The 17,193-nt window shown below is 71.2% G+C and carries 16 protein-coding genes; 8 read left to right on the forward strand and 8 right to left on the reverse strand.

The features are described from left to right. Positions 1-21: 21 nt before the first annotated feature. The 4 genes from VJ976_RS01070 to VJ976_RS01085 all read right to left on the reverse strand — a co-directional run bounded on the left by VJ976_RS01070 (position 22) and on the right by VJ976_RS01085 (position 2,998). Entirely contained in the window at positions 22-438 is a 417-nt protein-coding gene (locus tag VJ976_RS01070; protein ID WP_324098059.1) for a YccF domain-containing protein, read from the reverse strand. 91 nt (positions 439-529) lie between these two features. Beyond that, positions 530-1,300 (reverse strand): hypothetical protein, encoded by a 771-nt coding sequence (locus VJ976_RS01075; protein WP_324098061.1) that lies wholly within the window; start codon positions 1,298-1,300, stop codon positions 530-532. Further along, positions 1,297-1,926: a SatD family protein gene (locus VJ976_RS01080; protein ID WP_324098063.1), complete on the reverse strand. Its 630-nt coding sequence runs from the start codon at positions 1,924-1,926 to the stop codon at positions 1,297-1,299. The genes VJ976_RS01075 and VJ976_RS01080 overlap by 4 nt, the downstream gene beginning before the upstream one ends. A 58-nt stretch (positions 1,927-1,984) precedes the next feature. Then, the gene (locus VJ976_RS01085; RefSeq protein ID WP_324098065.1) at positions 1,985-2,998 is read right to left on the reverse strand and encodes a LysR family transcriptional regulator; all 1,014 of its coding nucleotides are present in this window, start codon (positions 2,996-2,998) and stop codon (positions 1,985-1,987) included. 36 nt (positions 2,999-3,034) lie between these two features. Between VJ976_RS01085 and VJ976_RS01090 the strand changes: the two genes are divergently transcribed. The 8 genes from VJ976_RS01090 to VJ976_RS01125 all read left to right on the forward strand — a co-directional run bounded on the left by VJ976_RS01090 (position 3,035) and on the right by VJ976_RS01125 (position 10,875). After that, a complete protein-coding gene (locus VJ976_RS01090; RefSeq protein ID WP_324098067.1) occupies positions 3,035-3,211 on the forward strand; it encodes a hypothetical protein in 177 nt (58 codons plus the stop codon). A 167-nt stretch (positions 3,212-3,378) separates the two neighbouring features. Further along, positions 3,379-4,305 (forward strand): endonuclease/exonuclease/phosphatase family protein, encoded by a 927-nt coding sequence (locus VJ976_RS01095; protein ID WP_324098069.1) that lies wholly within the window; start codon positions 3,379-3,381, stop codon positions 4,303-4,305. 262 nt (positions 4,306-4,567) lie between these two features. Continuing rightward, the gene (locus VJ976_RS01100; protein ID WP_324098087.1) at positions 4,568-7,078 is read left to right on the forward strand and encodes an FtsK/SpoIIIE family DNA translocase; all 2,511 of its coding nucleotides are present in this window, start codon (positions 4,568-4,570) and stop codon (positions 7,076-7,078) included. Positions 7,079-7,091: 13 nt separating this feature from the next. Next, on the forward strand, positions 7,092-7,820 hold the full coding sequence (locus VJ976_RS01105; protein ID WP_324098071.1) for an ion channel: 729 nt from the start codon (positions 7,092-7,094) through the stop codon (positions 7,818-7,820). Between the two features lie 17 nt (positions 7,821-7,837). Then, positions 7,838-9,319 carry a 30S ribosomal protein S12 methylthiotransferase RimO gene (gene rimO, locus VJ976_RS01110; protein WP_324098073.1) on the forward strand — a complete coding sequence of 494 codons (1,482 nt, stop codon included), beginning with the start codon at positions 7,838-7,840 and terminating at the stop codon, positions 9,317-9,319. Beyond that, on the forward strand, positions 9,316-9,900 hold the full coding sequence (gene pgsA, locus VJ976_RS01115; protein ID WP_324098075.1) for a CDP-diacylglycerol--glycerol-3-phosphate 3-phosphatidyltransferase: 585 nt from the start codon (positions 9,316-9,318) through the stop codon (positions 9,898-9,900). The genes rimO and pgsA overlap by 4 nt, the downstream gene beginning before the upstream one ends. Further along, a complete protein-coding gene (locus tag VJ976_RS01120) occupies positions 9,887-10,435 on the forward strand; it encodes a nicotinamide-nucleotide amidohydrolase family protein (RefSeq protein ID WP_324098077.1) in 549 nt (182 codons plus the stop codon). Before pgsA ends, VJ976_RS01120 begins: the two co-directional genes overlap by 14 nt. A gap of 86 nt (positions 10,436-10,521) precedes the next feature. After that, the gene (locus VJ976_RS01125; RefSeq protein ID WP_324098079.1) at positions 10,522-10,875 is read left to right on the forward strand and encodes a helix-turn-helix transcriptional regulator; all 354 of its coding nucleotides are present in this window, start codon (positions 10,522-10,524) and stop codon (positions 10,873-10,875) included. A 6-nt stretch (positions 10,876-10,881) separates the two neighbouring features. Here VJ976_RS01125 and VJ976_RS01130 read toward each other — a convergent pair whose 3' ends face one another. The 4 genes from VJ976_RS01130 to VJ976_RS01145 form a co-directional block, all read right to left on the reverse strand. Further along, the gene (locus VJ976_RS01130) at positions 10,882-11,742 is read right to left on the reverse strand and encodes a DNA-formamidopyrimidine glycosylase family protein (protein WP_324098081.1); all 861 of its coding nucleotides are present in this window, start codon (positions 11,740-11,742) and stop codon (positions 10,882-10,884) included. A 3-nt stretch (positions 11,743-11,745) separates the two neighbouring features. After that, positions 11,746-16,611, reverse strand: coding sequence for an Lhr family ATP-dependent helicase (locus VJ976_RS01135; protein WP_324098089.1), 4,866 nt, complete (start codon positions 16,609-16,611; stop codon positions 11,746-11,748). After that, positions 16,608-16,808 carry a hypothetical protein gene (locus VJ976_RS01140; protein ID WP_324098083.1) on the reverse strand — a complete coding sequence of 67 codons (201 nt, stop codon included), beginning with the start codon at positions 16,806-16,808 and terminating at the stop codon, positions 16,608-16,610. The genes VJ976_RS01135 and VJ976_RS01140 overlap by 4 nt, the downstream gene beginning before the upstream one ends. 117 nt (positions 16,809-16,925) lie before the next feature. Next, positions 16,926-17,193: hypothetical protein (locus VJ976_RS01145; protein WP_324098085.1), on the reverse strand; the 268-nt coding region annotated here is incomplete at its 5' end.

Consider the following 17,193-nt stretch of genomic DNA (forward strand, 5'->3'; position numbering starts at 1 on the left):
ACCGTGCCGGGTGCGACCGGCTCAGGGCCGCGCGACCGTCCCGGCGAAGGGGTCGTGCTCGGGCCGCTCCACCGGGACGATGCGCTGACCGAGGGGCACGAAAGCCAGTGGCACCATCTTCCAGCACGCCACGCCGAAGGGGATGCCGATGACCGTCAGGCACAGCAGGAGCCCCGCGAGCAGGTGTGCCAGCGCCAGCTCCCAGCCGAGCACCAGGATCCACAGGACGTTGCCGATGATCGAGAAGATCCCGGCCTCCTGCCGGAACACCGTGCGTCGGCCGAACGGCCACAGCACGTAGTTGGCCAGCCGGAACGAGGCGATGCCGAACGGGATCGTGATGATGAGCACGCAGGCCACCACTCCGGCCACGACGTAGAGCACTGCCAACCACCAACCGGCGAGAAGCAGCCAGAGGATGTTGCCCAGGGTGCGCATGCTCCTACCGTAGAGGCAACGTCCGGGTGCTCGGAAAGCGGCGGCGCGGCGGGGGAGGGGGCGTCGGAGGACGACGCAGGCGCGGCCGTGCTCACACGAGCTGGGCGGTCGCGAGCGCCGTGAGTGCGACCAGCCAGCTGACGAAGCTCCCGATCAGGAAGTACTCGGTGACCTCGTAGACCTCCAAGGAGTCCTCCAGGCTGACGTCGTCCTGGCGGGAGTGCTGCAGCTCGGGGAACCGGATCAAGCCCTTGGCCGCGATCACCAGGCTCGCGGCCGTCACCTGGCCGGCAAGCCCCAAGCCCAGGATGACCAGGCGCTCCATCGGCCCGAGCAGGCGGCCCCCGCGCAGCCGGTCCGAGGGCTGGGGGAACCCGGGGTCGCGGATGGCTCCCACCCCGATCAGCACGAGGCGGACGATGACGTTGCCGGTGGCCACCTGCACCGCGAGCAGCCCGGCCAGGAGCAGCACCCGGTCGGCGTCCAAGACGCCTTCGGTGGCGGGTAGCCCCGACCACGTCAGCCACTCCTCGAGCAGACCGCCAGCGGGGGAGGCCCAGCCCGAGCCCAGGAGTAAGGCGGCGAACCCCGCTGCCAGTACGCCGAGAGGCAGCCGGGCGCCGCGGCGGCGGACCACGCTCTCACCCGCGGTGAGGGTCCAGCCGACCACGAGGGCCGCAGCGAGCCCGAGCAGGGCAAGGTCCGTTCCCCTGGTCACCCCGGACAGCAGCGCCATCCCGAGCAGGGTGACGAGCCCGGCCAGCCAGCCGAGGATGCGGGCCCGACGCGAGTCCTGCCACCCCCGGGTCCGGACGGCGTCGGCCACGGCGAGCCCCAGCAGGGTCAGGGCGACCACGCTCACGGCAGGCTCGCCAGGCGATCGGCGGCTGCCAGCACCATGGGCAGGCCGGCGCTGCGCCGCTGCTGCACCGCCTGGCGGCTGATGCCCAGCTCGCTGGCGATGTCGCTGTGTGTGCGGCCCTGCATGATCCCTCTCACGATGCTCCAGGTGCGTGCGTCCCAGGAGTCAACCAGCAGGTCCTGACACACCAGTGCCGCGTTCACCGCCTCCTGCACCGGGTCCGACTCCTGCGACGAGCGGTATGCCGTGCGCGTCGCCGACCAGCCCGTCTCCTGCTCGGCGGCCTTCACCGCATCGATGGCCGCGCGGGCCGACCACCAGCCAGGACCGTCCTGGGTCCCCGTCGCCTCGTCGAGCACGGTGACATCCCCCCGGCCGATGCCGAACCGCACACCGACCTCCGGCGACAGGCGCAGGCGCAGCGCGAACACCCCCGCCAGTGCTTCGCCGAGACGGACATACGTGCCCTGGAACTCGTCGCCGGCTGTCACCCGCAGGGCGTGTCGTCCCGGAACCTCGCGCGAGACCTCGTCGAGGGCGAGGGTGAGGACGTCGTGGAGCTGCTGACGGTCGGGGGCCGAGCGCGAGTCCCGGACGTCTCCGATCACGGTGACGACAGAAGTCATGTCACGATTTTGCCTTGCTTTTTCAGATAAGCAAGCATCTGGGTTGTCACGGCGAGCACTAGAGCGAGACCTGGTCCACGTCCGGGAGGTCCGCATGCTCTGCCCACACCTCGCGCACGATGCCCAAGGCCGCCTGCACGGCGGGGCGACCGTGGCTGGAGTCGCGGTGCACGGCCAGCACCCGCCTCGTCGGTGCCTCGACCAACGGGAGCGCCACGACATCTGCGGGGAGCTGTTCCCGGCCCAGCCGGGGAAGGAGGCACAGGCCGAACCCGCCAGCCGTCAAGGCGACCTTGCCGCGCTCGCTGTCCACCGCGGCGCCGACGCGGTAGCGCACGTCGCGTGACTCCAGTGTGCTCAGCAGCCAGTCACTGAACACCCCGGGTGAGTCGTCGATCCACACCTGGCCGTCGAGGTCCTCCAGGTCGACGCCGCCCTCCCGCATGACGAGCCGGTGGTCGTGCGGCGCCACCAGGTCGACGGGGTCGAGCCCGACCGGCCAGACGTGGACCCGGTCGCGCAGCGGAACGTGCCGGTCGGTCCAGTCGTGCACCACCGCCAGGTCCACCTCGCCGCGCCGGACTGCGGGCACGGACTCCTCGGGCGCCAGCTCTCGTACGGTCAGCTCCAGGTCGGGATGGCGCTGCTGCAGCCGGGCGGCCATCGGCGCCAGCAAGCCGTACACGGCGGTCGGGAAGCCCGAGACCACCAAGGTGCCGCCGACGTCCTGGCGCAGTCTCTCCAGCTCGGCCCGAGCGGACTCGTCCAGGTCTCGTAGCTGCTCAGCCATGCGTACCAGCACCGCGGCCGCGTCGGTGGGTTCCAACGAACGGCCGCGCCGCGCCATGACCGGTTGGCCGGTCTCGCGTTGCAGTCGGCCCAGCTGTTGGCTGACCGCCGAGGCGGTGATGCCGAGTCGGTCCGCCGCCGCCAGCACCGTGCCCTCCTCGACGACCGCTTGCAGCGTGGTCAGATGCTCTGGGTTAAACATGTAGCGCATCTTACATAAATAGAACAGTCGATGTGACTTGTCCTTATTAGTTGATGGGTCCATAGTGGAACACAGATGCACACAGCATTCCCTCGCGCTCGCCAAGGAGGCACCGCCATGCTCGCCCTCATCACCGTCATCACGCTCTCTGTCGTCGCCGTGTTTGCCATCGGCCACGCCATGTCCGCTCGACGCAGCCAGGACGCCGATGTCGTCGACCGCTTCGTCCTGGGCTACCGCACCCTGCTCCACCTCGGCGGCTCGATGCGCCCGGTCGAGCACCTGCGAAGCTGAGCAACGCTCGCCACAGAGACCCTCGGCGTCGTCCGAGCAGACCGACCAGGGTCGGCGCCCGTCCGGGCGCCGACCCTTCACCATTCCCTCGGAGAACGCCGTGGCAGGCACCGGGTTCTTCCTGACGGCACGATGTCCGTCCGTGAGCTCGCACTAGGCTGATCGACGTGCGCACCATCGTGGGGGTGGTCGGCGGGGCGTGGCTGCTGCTCGTGGCCGGTCTGCTCGGGCTGCGATGGGTTGAGGGCGGTGTCGTGGTCGTCGCCCTGCAGTGCGCCCTGCCGGTGGCCGGCGCCAGCCTCGTGCTTCTGCTGGTGGTGGCGCTCTGGGCTCGCCGGTGGCTCCTCACCGTGCTGACCGCCGTGTTGCTCGTACCCATGCTGATACTGGCCTGGCCGTGGTGGGTGCAGCCCGAGCTGCGTCCACCCGGTCGCGGTGACACCGTCGTGATGGCCAGCAACCTGCTCTTCGGGCAGGGTGAGATCGAGGCGGTCGAGCAGGCCGTCCGGCGTGTGGACGTCGATGCCCTGGTGCTGCTCGAGGTCACCCCGCAGGCCCTGCAGGAAGTCGAGGCGAGCGGCATCCCGCAGGCACTGCCCTACCGGAGCGGCGGGACGCGTCTGGACGCCGGCGGGACCGTGGTCTTCACCGCGCAGCCCCACAGCCCCGAACCGGGCACGCCCACCTTCTTCTTCGACCAGGTCGTCGTCCGGGTCGAGCCTGAGAGCGAGACCGGGCGGTCGTGGCTGTTGTTCGGCGCCCACCCCGTCCCGCCGACCCTGCCGCAGTGGTCCGAGGAGCTGCGTGCGCTCGGCGACTGGCAGCGAGCTCAGGGTCGGCAGACGCCGGTCGTCATGGCCGGTGACTTCAACGCCTCGTCGGGCCATCCCGCGCTCAGACGCCTCCAGACGGGGATGACCGATGCTCAGCAGCGGACCGCGCCCGGCTGGGTGAGGACCTGGCCGCGTGGCCGTCTCGTTCCCGCTTTCGTCGGCCTCGACCACGTTCTGGTGCGCGGGTGGGAGGTCGTTGACGCGGGGCAGGAGCGGATCCCCGGTTCCGACCACGACGCGGTGTGGGCCCGCCTGGGGTAGCCGCAGGCCGTCGCGCAGCCGGGGTAGCCCGCCTGTGGTGCGTGTGACGCGTGATACGCGGGTGATTCTGGCGTACGGTGCAACGGTGACCCCTACTGCGACGACGACCACGCGAAGCCGCTCCGGGGGGAGCAGTGCGGCGCCGCGCAAGAAGAGCTCGGGTGGCTCGAGCCGGGCAGGGCGCTCCACCGCGTCCCGCCGAAGCACCGACACGTTCCACCCCGAGGGTCCCTGGCTGTGGCGGGTGACGAAAGGGGCCTGGATGGCCGTCGCCGGCGTCGCGGGTGGGGCCGTGCGCAGTGTCTCCGGCAGCGCCCAGGACCTGGAGCCGGAGCACCGCCGCGACGGCCTCGGTCTCACCCTCCTCGCCTTGGCCTTCGTCGTGGCGCTGCGCGAGTGGTGGGGGCTGGACGGCCGGTTCGGCGACGCCATCCACGCCGTGGTGGCCGGGACCCTGGGCATGGTCGCGCTGGTGCTGCCGCTGGTGCTGGTGGGCTTCGGCATCCGGATGCTGCGTGCTCCCCGGGAGGACGTGGCGCATCACCGGATGGTGGTCGGCACTCTCGCCCTCACCTTCGCGGTCTGTGGGCTGACTCACCTGGCCGCCGGGGCACCGGACTTCGCCGAGGGCTACGCCGCCCTGCGCGCCGCGGGTGGGGTGCTCGGCTTCATGGTCGCCGCACCCCTCACCGCCGGCATCACGGTCTTCGGGGCCGTGACCATCCTCGTGCTGCTCACGGTCTTCGGGCTGCTCGTCCTCACCGCCACCCCGGTCCACCGCATCCCGCAACGGCTGGCCGAGGCCGAGGAGCATCTCTTCAACTCCAGTCGCTTCCGTCACGATGGCGCCGGGGGAGGACCGCGCGGCTCGCGGCGCCCCCGGGCACGCGCCTCCTCCTCTGACGGTGAACAGGCCTTCGACCAGGCCGCCCAGGTCGAGAAGAGCGCACGCCGGTCGTTGCGCAGTGGGGAAGCCAAGGCCGCCCCCGCTGACGGGGCCAAGAGTCGCGGGACCTCGGCGGGCGCCGGACGAGCCCGGCCGGCGTCGGGCAAGGACGGCGAGCGCACCGAACCCATCCCCGGTGCGCAGGAGTCGCATGAGGACGCCACCGAAGAACTGCAGGCGCCGCCGACCAACCCGCTGCCTCAGCGGGTCGAGCAGCTGATGCTGGCGGGGGACGTCACCTACACCTTGCCGGAGAACACGGTGCTGCAGGCGGGCAGCCCGCACAAGACTCGGTCCCAGGCCAACGACCACGTCGTGGACGCGCTGACCGGCGTCCTCGAGGACTTCGGGATCGACGCGCACGTCACGGGGTTCATGCGCGGCCCGACCGTCACCCGCTACGAGGTGGAGCTCGGGCCGGGGGTCAAGGTGGAGCGGATCACGGCGCTGAGCAAGAACATCGCCTACAGCGTCGCCTCCGCCGACGTGCGCATCCTGTCGCCCATCCCGGGCAAGAAGGCGGTCGGGGTCGAGATCCCGAACACCGACCGCGAGAACGTCAGCCTCGGCGACGTGCTGCGCAGCCAGGCGGCACGCAACAACGTGCACCCCATGGTCATGGGCGTGGGCAAGGACGTCGAGGGCGGGTACGTCATCGCCAACCTGGCCAAGATGCCGCACCTGCTGGTCGCCGGGGCCACCGGCTCGGGCAAGTCGAGCTTCATCAACTCGATGATCACCTCGGTGCTGATGCGGGCCACCCCGGACGAGGTCCGGATGATCCTGGTCGACCCCAAGCGGGTGGAGCTGACCGCCTACGAGGGCATCCCGCACCTGATCACCCCGATCATCACCAACCCGAAGAAGGCGGCCGAGGCGCTGGCGTGGGTGGTCAAGGAGATGGACCAGCGCTACGACGACCTGTCTGCGTTCGGGTTCAAGCACGTCGACGACTTCAACAAGGCCGTGCGGGCGGGCAGCATCTCGGCCCCACCCGGCTCAGAGCGGGTGCTCTCCCCCTACCCCTACCTGCTCGTGGTGGTGGACGAGCTCGCCGACTTGATGATGGTCGCGCCCCGCGACGTCGAGGACTCGGTGGTCCGGATCACGCAGCTGGCCCGTGCGGCGGGCATCCACCTCGTGCTGGCGACCCAGCGGCCGTCGGTGGACGTGGTGACGGGTTTGATCAAGGCGAACGTCCCCAGCCGGATGGCCTTCTCGACCAGCTCGGTCACCGACTCCCGCGTCGTGCTGGACCAGCCCGGCGCGGAGAAGCTCATCGGCCAGGGTGACGGGCTGTTCCTGCCCATGGGTGCGGCGAAGACCATGCGTGTGCAGGGTGCGTGGGTGACCGAGACCGAGATCACGGCTGTCGTCTCGCATGTCACCGGGCAGCTCAAGCCGGTCTACCGTGAGGACGTGACCGCGGCTGCGGCGAAGAAGCAGGTCGACGAGGACATCGGTGACGACCTCGACCTGCTGCTGCAGGCGGCCGAGCAGGTCATCACTACCCAGTTCGGGTCGACCTCGATGCTCCAGCGCAAGCTCCGGGTGGGCTTTGCCAAGGCGGGCCGGTTGATGGATCTCATGGAGTCGCGCGAGATCGTCGGGCCGTCGGAGGGAAGCAAGGCGCGCGACGTGCTGGTCAAGCCGGACGACCTCGCCGCCACGCTGGCTGCCCTGCAAGGTGACTCGCCGACCGGAGGCGTGGACGACCCGGGTCGGGACGCCGTGGCCGTGGACCCGGTCGAGTCGCAGTTCGACGAGCCCGACACCGACGACGAGGATTCCAGCACCGACGCCTGGGCGCTGACCGACCACCGCTGACTATCGTCGTCCCATGTTCACCTACGCAGGCGCGGCCGGTCGCAACCGGCTTCAGCGGTGGTGGGACGCCATCCGTGAGCACCCCTCCGGAGTGCTGCTGGCAGCCCAGCTCCTCGGGATCCTCGTCTTCCCCTTCACCGACGAGGCCGGCGCCGGGCGGACCGTCATCTCGATCTTCGGGCTCTTCGTGCTCGCCGTCGCGGTGATGGCCGTCAACCGCACCCCGTCGACCCGCGTGCTCGCCTACACGCTCGGCGCACCGGTGGTCGTCCTCACCCTGGCGGAGGCGGTCTGGAGCGACGTCGCGTGGATCTCCTTCGTCTCCAACTGCGCACACGCCGTCTTCTACTTCTATACGGCGGTGTCGCTCCTGCGGTACATGTTCGCCGATGCGTGGGTGAGCCGGGACGAGCTGCTGGCGACCGGGGCCACGTTCACCGTCCTGGTCTGGGCCTTCGCGTACACCTACGGGGCGGTGCAGATCATCCTGCCCGACTCCTTCTCGGTCGGCGGGGAGATCCGGCCGCTGAGCTGGTTCGAGCTGCTGTTCCTGTCCACCACCACGCTGACCGGCACCGGTCTGTCCGACATCGCGCCCAACACGTCGGACAGCCCCGACGTCCGGGCCGGCGCCAACTTTGCCCGCTCGGTGGTCATGCTGCAGATGCTGACCGGGATGAACTACGTCGCCCTCGTGATCGCGCGGCTGCTGGGGCTGACGCTCATCAAGTTCCGCCGATGACCTCTAGGCTGCCCCCTATGCCCACCGAGCCCAGCGTCGCCCTCGTGACCCTGGGCTGCACCCGCAACGAGGTCGACTCCGAGGAGCTCGCCGGGCGGCTGCAGCAACAGGGCTGGCGGCTGGTCGCCGACGCCGCCGACGCGGACGTGGCGGTGGTCAACACCTGCGGCTTCGTCGAGCAGGCCAAGAAGGACTCGATCGACACGCTGCTGGAGGCGGGTGAGCTGAAGGAGACCGGACGCACCCAGGCCGTCGTGGCGGTCGGGTGCCTGGCCGAACGCTACGGCGCTGACCTGGCCGCAGAGCTGCCGGAGGCGGACGCCGTGCTGGGTTTCGACTCCTACGCCGACATGTCGGAGCACCTGCGCACCATCCTCGACGGTGGGTCCGTGACGCCGCACGTCCCTCGCGACCGGCGCACGCTGCTGCCCCTGGCCCCGGCAGCGCGTCCCGGCGCCGGCGCCGTCTCCCTGCCCGGTCACGGCCAGGCGCCGCTGAGCCAGGTCGCGCCGGCGTCCGGGCCCCCGGTGCTGCGGGCGCGTCTCGGTGAGGCGCCCTGGGCGCCGCTGAAGATCGCCTCCGGTTGTGACCGGCGCTGCGCCTTCTGTGCGATCCCCACTTTTCGCGGGGCGTTCGTCTCGCGTCAGCCCGACGAGATCCTCACCGAGGCCCGGTGGCTGGCCGAGCGCGGAGTGCGCGAGCTCTTCCTGGTCAGCGAGAACACGACCTCCTACGGCAAGGACCTGGGCGACCTGACGCTGTTGGAGCGGCTGCTGCCCGAGCTAGCCGCCGTGTCGGGGATCGAGCGGGTCCGCGTGTCCTACCTGCAGCCTGCGGAGATCCGCCCCAGCCTGCTCGAGGTGATGGCGCACACCCCCGGGGTGGTCCCCTACTTCGACATCTCCTTCCAGCATGCGTCCGGGCCGCTGCTGCGGCGGATGCGGCGGTTCGGTGACCGCGAGTCCTTCCTGGGGTTGCTGGGCCAGGTGCGTGAGCGGCTGCCGGAGGCCGGGGTGCGCACCAACGTGATCGTCGGGTTCCCGGGGGAGACCGAGGAGGACGTGACCGAGCTCATGTCCTTCCTCGAGCAGGCCCGGTTGGACGTCGTCGGTGTGTTCGGCTACTCCGACGAGGACGGCACGGAGGCGCAGCAGCATGCCGGCAAGCACCCTGAGCACGTCATCGCCGAGCGGGTCAACCGGGTCAGTGCCTGGGTGGAGGAGCTGAGCGCCCAGCGGGCCGCCGACCGGATCGGCCAGTGCGTGAGCGTGCTCGTCGAGGAGTGGGACCCCGAGACCGGGGAGGTGTCGGGGCGGGCGGAGCAGCAGGGGCCGGACGTCGACGGCACCACCACGCTGCTCGCAGGCGGGCACCTCGAGGTGGGTGACCTCGTCCGGGCCGAGGTCTGCGACAGCGCCGGAGTCGACCTCATCGCCCGGGTGCTCGAGGGACGCCAGAACGGCGAGGATCGCACCAAGGCGGTGACCGGTGCCCGATGAGTGCCCCGTCCAGTTCATCGAAGCCCAGTGTGTGGAACGTGCCCAACGCGCTGACCGTGCTGCGGATCGCGCTCGTCCCGGTGTTCGTGGTCGTGTTCGTCGCCGACGACGGCGGCTCTTCCGCCATGCGGATCTGGGCCGCCGTCATCTTCGTCGTGGCCATCGCGACGGACTGGCTGGACGGCGACCTCGCGCGACGCCAGGGCCTGGTGACCGACTTCGGCAAGATCGCCGACCCGATTGCGGACAAAGCGCTGACCGGCGCAGCCCTGATCTGCCTGTCGCTCCTGGGCGAGCTGGCCTGGTGGGTGACCGTCGTGATCATGGTGCGCGAGATCGGCATCACGGTGTTGCGCTTCGTGATCATCCGTCGTGGCGTGATGCCGGCCAGCCGGGGCGGCAAGCTCAAGACGGCACTGCAGTCCGTCGGTCTGGTGCTGTTGATCCTTCCGCTGACCGGTCTGCTCCACCTGCTCGGACTCGTCGTCATGTACGCGGCCCTGGCGGTCACCGTGGTCACCGGCATCGACTACCTCGCGCAGGCGTGGCGGATCTGGCGCGGCTCGGATGTCGCGGCCTGAGCTCGACGACCCTGACCGTCTGGCGGTCGAGCTCGTCACCCGGTGCGCCCAGCGGGGGCTCACCCTGGGGGCGGCCGAGTCGCTGACCGGGGGCCTGCTCACCGAACGGCTCGTCCGAGTGCCGGGGGCCAGTGCGGTCGTGCGCGGCGCCGTGGTGGCCTATGCACCCGGGGTGAAGCGGGCCGTCCTCGGAGTGCCGGAGCGGGTGCTGCAGGAGCACGGTGCGGTCAGCCGGGCGTGCGCCGAGGCGATGGCCGCCGGGGCGAGGCGCGTCCTCGGCAGTGACCTTGCCATCGCGACCACCGGGGTGGCGGGCCCGGACCCCAGCGAGGGCCATCCGGTCGGCACGGTGCATCTCGCGGTGCAGATGCGTGACGCGGACGGGGAAGAAGTACATGCGCAGCGGGCGTTGATGTTGTGCGGCTCTCGGCCCGAGATCCGTGAGAAGACGGTGTGTGCGGCCTTGGTGTTGGCCTTACGGACACTGCCCGGGGCACCACCCTCGACGGAAGCCGGGGACCGCGGGGTACCGTAGGACCATCACCCCGCATCGGCGTGACGCACGAAGAGAGACGACGACCCGGTTCATGCTGATGACCGACGGCGAAGGAGGGACGGCCCATGGTGCTTCTGCGACGCGAGCTCGGTGACGTGCTGCGCGAGCAACGCCAAGGTCAGGGCCGGACCCTGCGCGAGGTCTCAGCCAGCGCCGCGGTCTCCTTGGGTTACCTGTCGGAGGTGGAGCGAGGCGAGAAAGAGGCATCCTCAGAGCTGCTCGCATCGATCTGCAAGGCGCTGGACATGTCCATGGGCGACATGCTCAGCAGTGTGTCGGACCGGGTGAGTCTCGCCGAGGCCTCCGAGCAGCAGATGAACGCCATGCTGGCAGGGGGCCTGGCCAAGCCGATCCACCGCGATGCGCTGACCCACCGCAGTGCCGTGGACGCGGACGTCTCGGTCACGCCCGCGGCCTGATCCGTTTCACTCGCGTCTCTCGCGGCCATGCCCGAGTGGCGACTGACGGGTCCCGTCGTCCGTGGGTGCCAGGCCAGCCTGGCACGAGGGGCAGTAGAACATGACACGCTCCTGCGGCTGGGTGCCGATCGTCGCCAGCCGGATGGTGCTCGCGCACCGTAGGCACGGCAGCCCCACCCTCCCGTGCACCCAGGCGTCGTCAAGATAGTCGCTGCGTCCGGTGATCGTGGTGCGGCCCAGCCGGCAGCTCTGGATGAGCAGTCGGCGTGCCGTGTCCACCAGAGCGGCCAGCTCGCTCTCGCCCACCTGTTCGACCGAGGCCCACGGGTTGACTCCGTGCAGGAACAGGGGCTCGGAGGCGAAGATCGTGCCGATCCCGGCGAGGTTGCGCTGGTCGAGCAGGGCCTCGGTGACGGTGCGCTCCGGCCGGCGCAGGAGGTTGGCCAGCGCGGTGCCCCCGTCGTAGGCAGGGTCGAGCAGATCGGGTCCGAGGTGCCCGACCACCCGGGACTCCTGGTCGGTGCGCACCAGGTCCACCATCCCCAGGGTCTCACCGGCCGCGGCGACGGACTCGGTCACGACGATGGCCCGGATGGTGTGGCGCTGGGATCGGCGCACCGACTCCCGACCCCGCCCGCGGTAGACCTTCCACCGACCCTCCATGCGGAGGTGGCTGTGCAGAGTGAGGCCGCCCTCCATCCGGTGCAGCAGGTGCTTGCCGCGTGAGACGACCTCGACCGTCCGACGGCCGCTGAGGTCCACGGTGGCCAAGGAGGGCACCCGCAGGTCGCTGGCGACGATCGGGTCGCCGACGAGCGCGGTGTGCAGCCGTCGCGCAGTCCGCCAGACGGCATCTCCTTCCGGCATGGTTCAGCGCCGCATCCGCAAGCCTTGCGGCGCGGTGTGGAACCCGGCGTCGCGCAGGGCGTGAGTCAGCGGATGGCCGCTCGACAAGACCGGGGCTCCGTCGATCTTGGCCACGGTGAGCGAGGTGAGAGTCCGATGGCGTACGTGGTCGGCGAGCACGGCGGCCACCGCGCCGAGCGCCTCCTCGTCGTCGGTGAACGTCAACGCGGTGCGCCCACCACGCTCGAGGTACAGCGCCAGCGCTCCGTCGACCAGCACCACCAGCGCGCCCGCCTTCCGGCCCGGCCGGTGGGCCGGCGCGGGCTCCGCAGCATCCTGGCTGGAGGACCCGGCTTCCGGGCCCTCCCGGAGCGGCCAGGTGACTGAGGCGCCGTAGGGATTGGCCGGGTCGGTGGCGGCCAGCAGCATGGCGTGCGGCTCGGGCTTCCCAGAGCCCCGCGCCAAAGTGTCCGACAGGGCTCGCATCCGGTCCACCGCCCCGGTGGACCCGAACTGGGCCGCCCCGAGATGCTCCACGAAGTAGCCCCGGCGCACCCGACCCGACTCCTCGGCCGAGGCGAGGACGCGGTATACACCGGCGTAGCCGCCTTCGATGCCCTCCGCCATGACGCTGCCGCGCGTCACGACGCCGTAGCGGTCCAGCAGCTGCTCGGCCGTGGCCACCGCGCGGACGGTGGTCTCAGCCTCCGGTTCGGGCAACAGGGACCACCGGCCCGCCGCAGCGGGCGGCCCCTGTCGGCTCGGCATCCGGGGCCGGTCCGCCCGGGATGCCCCCGTCAGGCCTGGGGAGGGCCGCGACCAGCGGGTCGACCGACTGGTGCGGGTCGCTGCGCGCCGCGACTTGTGCGCGTTCTTGCCTCCCGAGAGCAGCATGCGCAGCCCAGCGAGGGTGTCACCGGTCAGCCGGCCGGACCACACCAGCTGCCACATCGTCTCCACCAGGGCCGCGTCGTCGACAGGCCCGCCGGCGCTGACGGCATCGGCGAGGGCCCGGAAGAAGTAGGACCCGCCGTGCTCCAGGACCCGGAGGACCCGGGCAGCGTGCTCGGGGGCATCCGCGGCCGAACCGGCGGCGGCCGAGGCCGGAGCCAGCGTCAGGTGCGCCGACTCGGCCAGATGCAGAGACACCCACCCGTCGTCGCCGGGGAGTGAGGCGTGACCCTGCCAGAGGACCTCGCCGGCGGTCATCAGCTCGTCCAGCATGGCGGGGGAGTAGTCGCGGACCCGGGCCGGCAGCACCAGTGTCTCTACCGCGCTGGCCGGGAGCTGCACTCCGGCGAGCTGCTCGACCGCCCGGTGGACACCGTCGACGCCGCGCAGCTCGCCGACCGACTGCCAGCCGAGCAGGAACCGCGCGTAGGTGTCCTGGGTCACCGGCTCGACCTCCTGTCGCAGCGCCGCGAGGGAGCGGCGGCGCAGCATGCGCAGCACGTCCGCGTCGCACAGGTCCTCGGCGCCGCCTACCCCGTTCGTCGACCCCTCGAGAGGGCGCAGTGCCCCCTGCACCACGCGACCGGAGTCGATCAGGCGCCGCACCGCCTCGTGCGCCACGGCCCTCCCGATCCCGAGCCGGCTCGCGAGCTCGTCCAGCGTGAACGGTGTATGGGTACGGGCATAGCGCGTCACCAGATCCCCCAGGGGGTCCGCCACCGGCTCGGTGAAAACCGCAGGTACCCCGACCGGCAGGGCGACCCCCAGGGCGTCCCGGAGGCGGGCCGCGTCCTGGGCGTCCGCCCATCGCCGCTCGCCGGCGATGAGGACCTCGATCACCCGGCGTCGCTCGAGCAGGTCGCCCAGCCACGCCGGCACGTCGCCTCGCGAGTCGGCCACGACGCGCTGGGTGACCTCGTCGGTGGTGAGCGGGCCGAGCGTCCGCAGCAGGTCGACCACCTCAGCCGAGTCCCGGCACGCTCGGTCCGCGCTCAGGCGCTGGAGCTGCTCCGCGGTGTCCGCGATCACCTGGGGGTCCAGCAGGTCACGCAGCTGTGCACCCTCGCCGCGGCCGAGCAGCTCCGCCAGGAGGGCCGGGTCCAGCGACAGGGCGGCCGCGCGGCGCTCGGCCAGCGGGGAGTCACCCTCGTACAGGAACTGCGCGATGTACCCCATCAGCAGTGACCGGGCGAAGGGTGAGGCGCTCTGCGTCGTGAGGCTCACCATCGTGACGGTGCGCGCGGCCAGCTCACCCATGAGCCGCTGGAGCGCATCGACGTCGTAGACGTCCTGCACGCACTCCCGGACCGTCTCCAGGACGATCGGGAACGTGGGATAGCGGGAGGCCACCTCCAGGAGCTGAGCCGAGCGCTGGCGCTGTTGCCACAGCGGTTGGCGGCGCCCGGGGGAGCGCCGCGGAAGCAGCAGTGCCCGGGCGGCGCACTCGCGAAACCGCGCCGCGAACAACGCCGAGCCGCCGATCTCGGTGGTGACCAGGTCGTGCACCTCGTCCGGATCCAGCGTCAGTAGATCCAGCAGATCGGCGTCGAGGCTGCTCGAGCGGCCTCCCTCATCGTCGACGAGGTCGGGCAGCCGGAGTACGATCCCGTCGTCGGCGGCCATGGCTTGCACGTCGGCACCGAACCGCTCGCGCATCCTGGCCGCGACGCACAGGGCCCACGGCGCGTGCACGGGCGTGCCGTAGGGACTGTGCACCACCACGCGCCAGTCGCCGATCTCGTCCCGGAACCGCTCGACCACCAAGGTGCGGTCGTCCGGAACGCGTCCGGTCTCCTCGTGCTGCTCTCCGAGGTAGTCCAGCAGGTTAGTGACGGCGTGTCCGTCCAAGCCGCGAACGGCCAGCTCACGCTCGGCCTCGGCGCGAGGCTGCGCCGCGGTCTCGCGTACGAAGGTGCCGACGGCACGACCGAGCTCGGCGGGTCGTCCGATGGCGTCACCCTTCCAGAACGGCAGCCGCCCGATCTGGCCGGGCGCCGGTGTCACCAGGACCTGGTCTCGTGTGATGTCCTCCACCCGCCAGGAGGTGGTTCCGAGCGTGAACACGTCTCCGACGCGTGACTCGTAGACCATCTCCTCGTCGAGCTCACCCACCCGACGACCCGGACCGTCGCCGGTCGCCAGCATGACGGCGTAGAGGCCGCGGTCGGGGATGGTGCCCCCGGAGGTCACCGCCAGCAGCTGGGCGCCGCGACGGGCCGTGAGCGTGCCCGCCACCCGGTCCCACACCAGCCGGGGGCGCAGGTCGGCGAAGTCCTCGCCCGGGTAGCGGCCGGCGAGCATGTCCAGTGTGGCCTCGAACAAGGGTCGCGGCAGGGAGGAGAAGGACGCGCTGCGGCGGACGAGGTCGAACATCGCGTCGACCGGCCATTCGTCCAGGGCGGTCATGGCCACGACCTGCTGGGCCAGCACGTCGAGGGGGTTGCGAGGCACCTGCAGGGCCTCGATCTCGCCTTCCTGCATCCGCTGGACGACGACCGCGGTCTGGACGAGGTCCCCCCGGTGCTTGGGGTAGAACGTCCCGCGTGAGACGGCGCCCACCTGGTGCCCGGCCCGCCCCACCCGCTGCAGCCCGCTGGCGACGCTGGGTGGCGACTCGACCTGCACCACCAGGTCCACCGCGCCCATGTCGATGCCGAGCTCGAGAGAGCTGGTCGCCACCACGGCGGGCAGTCGCCCCGACTTCAGAGCGTCCTCGATCTCCGCCCGGTGCTCCTTGCTCACCGACCCGTGGTGTGCGCGCGCGAGGACGGCGGGGGCTGCCGCCGATGACCCCGACTGCGCCATCACCTGAGCGGGGGCAGGTGCACCCGGCCTCGAGTCTCGCGGTGTCTCATCGGTGGCGGCGCCGTCGTTGGGGTGGCCGTGCCGCTCGTCCCACTCCTCGTTGAGCCGGGAGGTGAGGCGCTCGGCCAGCCGGCGGGAGTTGGCGAAGACCAGGGTCGACGTCTGCTGGGAGACGAGGTCCACCACCTCGCGCTCCACGTGCGGCCAGATGGAGGCCCGTTCGGCAGGGTCCGGCGCTGGGTTCCAGAAGCCGTCCTGGTCATCCGGAAGCACCGGGCCGACACCGGCCTCGAAGCCGTCGTCGGGCGCCGGCGGCGCCCCCGGCGCCGAAGGTGCCGTGGCCTCGTCGGAAGGAGGGGCCTGCGTGGGCTCACCGGCTCTCGGCTGCACGTACCCGGGGTCGGTCATGTCGGCGACGGGAACGCTGACTCGCAGGTCCCACTGCTTGTGCGACGGGGGTTGGACCGTGCTCATCGGACGGCCGCCGGCGAGGTAACGGCCGACTTCGTCGACAGGTCGCACGGTCGCCGACAGGCCGATGCGCTGGGCGGGGTGGCTCAGCCGAGCGTCGAGGCGGTCCAGGGTGAGCGCGAGGTGCGCCCCTCGCTTGGTGCCGGCGACCGCATGGACCTCGTCGACGATGACCGTCTGCACGCCGGCCAGCGCCGTCCTCGCCGCCGAGGTGAGCAACAGGAAGAGGGACTCGGGTGTGGTGATGAGGATGTCGGCGCCCTGTTTGGCGAAGGCGCGCCGCTCGGTGGCGGTGGTGTCCCCGGAGCGGATGGCCACCGAGAGATCCTGCACTGGTGTCCCCAGGCGGTGAGCGGCGTGACGGATGCCGACGAGTGGGGAGCGCAGGTTGCGCTCCACGTCGACGGCGAGCGCTTTGAGCGGGGAGACGTACACCACGCGGCAGCGCGGTGCGTCGGGTATGGCCGGCGCCGCCCAGAGCCGGTCGATGGCCCAGAGGAAAGCAGAAAGGGTCTTCCCGGAGCCAGTGGGGGCGACGACCAGGGTGTGCTCGCCGCGGCTGATCGCATCCCAGGCTCCCACCTGCGCTGCGGTGGGACCGGGAAAGGACGCGTCGAACCAGGCGCGGGTAGGGGCGGAGAAGCGGTCGAGGACCTCGCTCAGGGCGTGGCGTCCTTACGCTGCGGCACTCGACGCTGGGGCTTGGAGACGACCTCGTTGCCGTAGGCGCCGGTGACCGGCGGCGGCTCCGGGCGCGGCATGTTCTTGACGTCGTGGTGCTTGGTGCGATGGGGCGGACGCCACACTTTCAACGCCATCAGGAGCTTCTGCCACCACGGCATGTCGGGCTCGATGCTCACCTGGATCCTGCCTTCCTCACGGGCCGAAAGCGGCATTCGCTGACGTCGTAGGCCATCTTCTCATTGCCAGGCGAGGGCGGACACCCCTGCTGCCGGGCGCGGTCCGCCAGTGGGCGTTCACCGTCGCTGGAGCATCCGGTGGCCGACGGCCAGCACACCCACCGCGACGGCGGCCGCGACCACGGTGAAGGCCACGCGCTGCAGGTCGGCCCACAGCATCGGACTCGTCCCGCCGGAGGTCTGGAGGATCACGGCGGGAGTGAGGAACGTCGTATACACCCAGTACGGCTGGGTCGTGAGGGCCCAGACGGCGGCGACGGTGGTGCCCAGAGCGACCACGGAGACCAGCAGGGGGAAGCCGTCGAGCACGCCGGCCACCACAGCG

Source organism: Ornithinimicrobium sp. (assembly GCF_035267225.1).
Taxonomy (GTDB): Bacteria; Actinomycetota; Actinomycetes; order Actinomycetales; family Dermatophilaceae; genus Ornithinicoccus.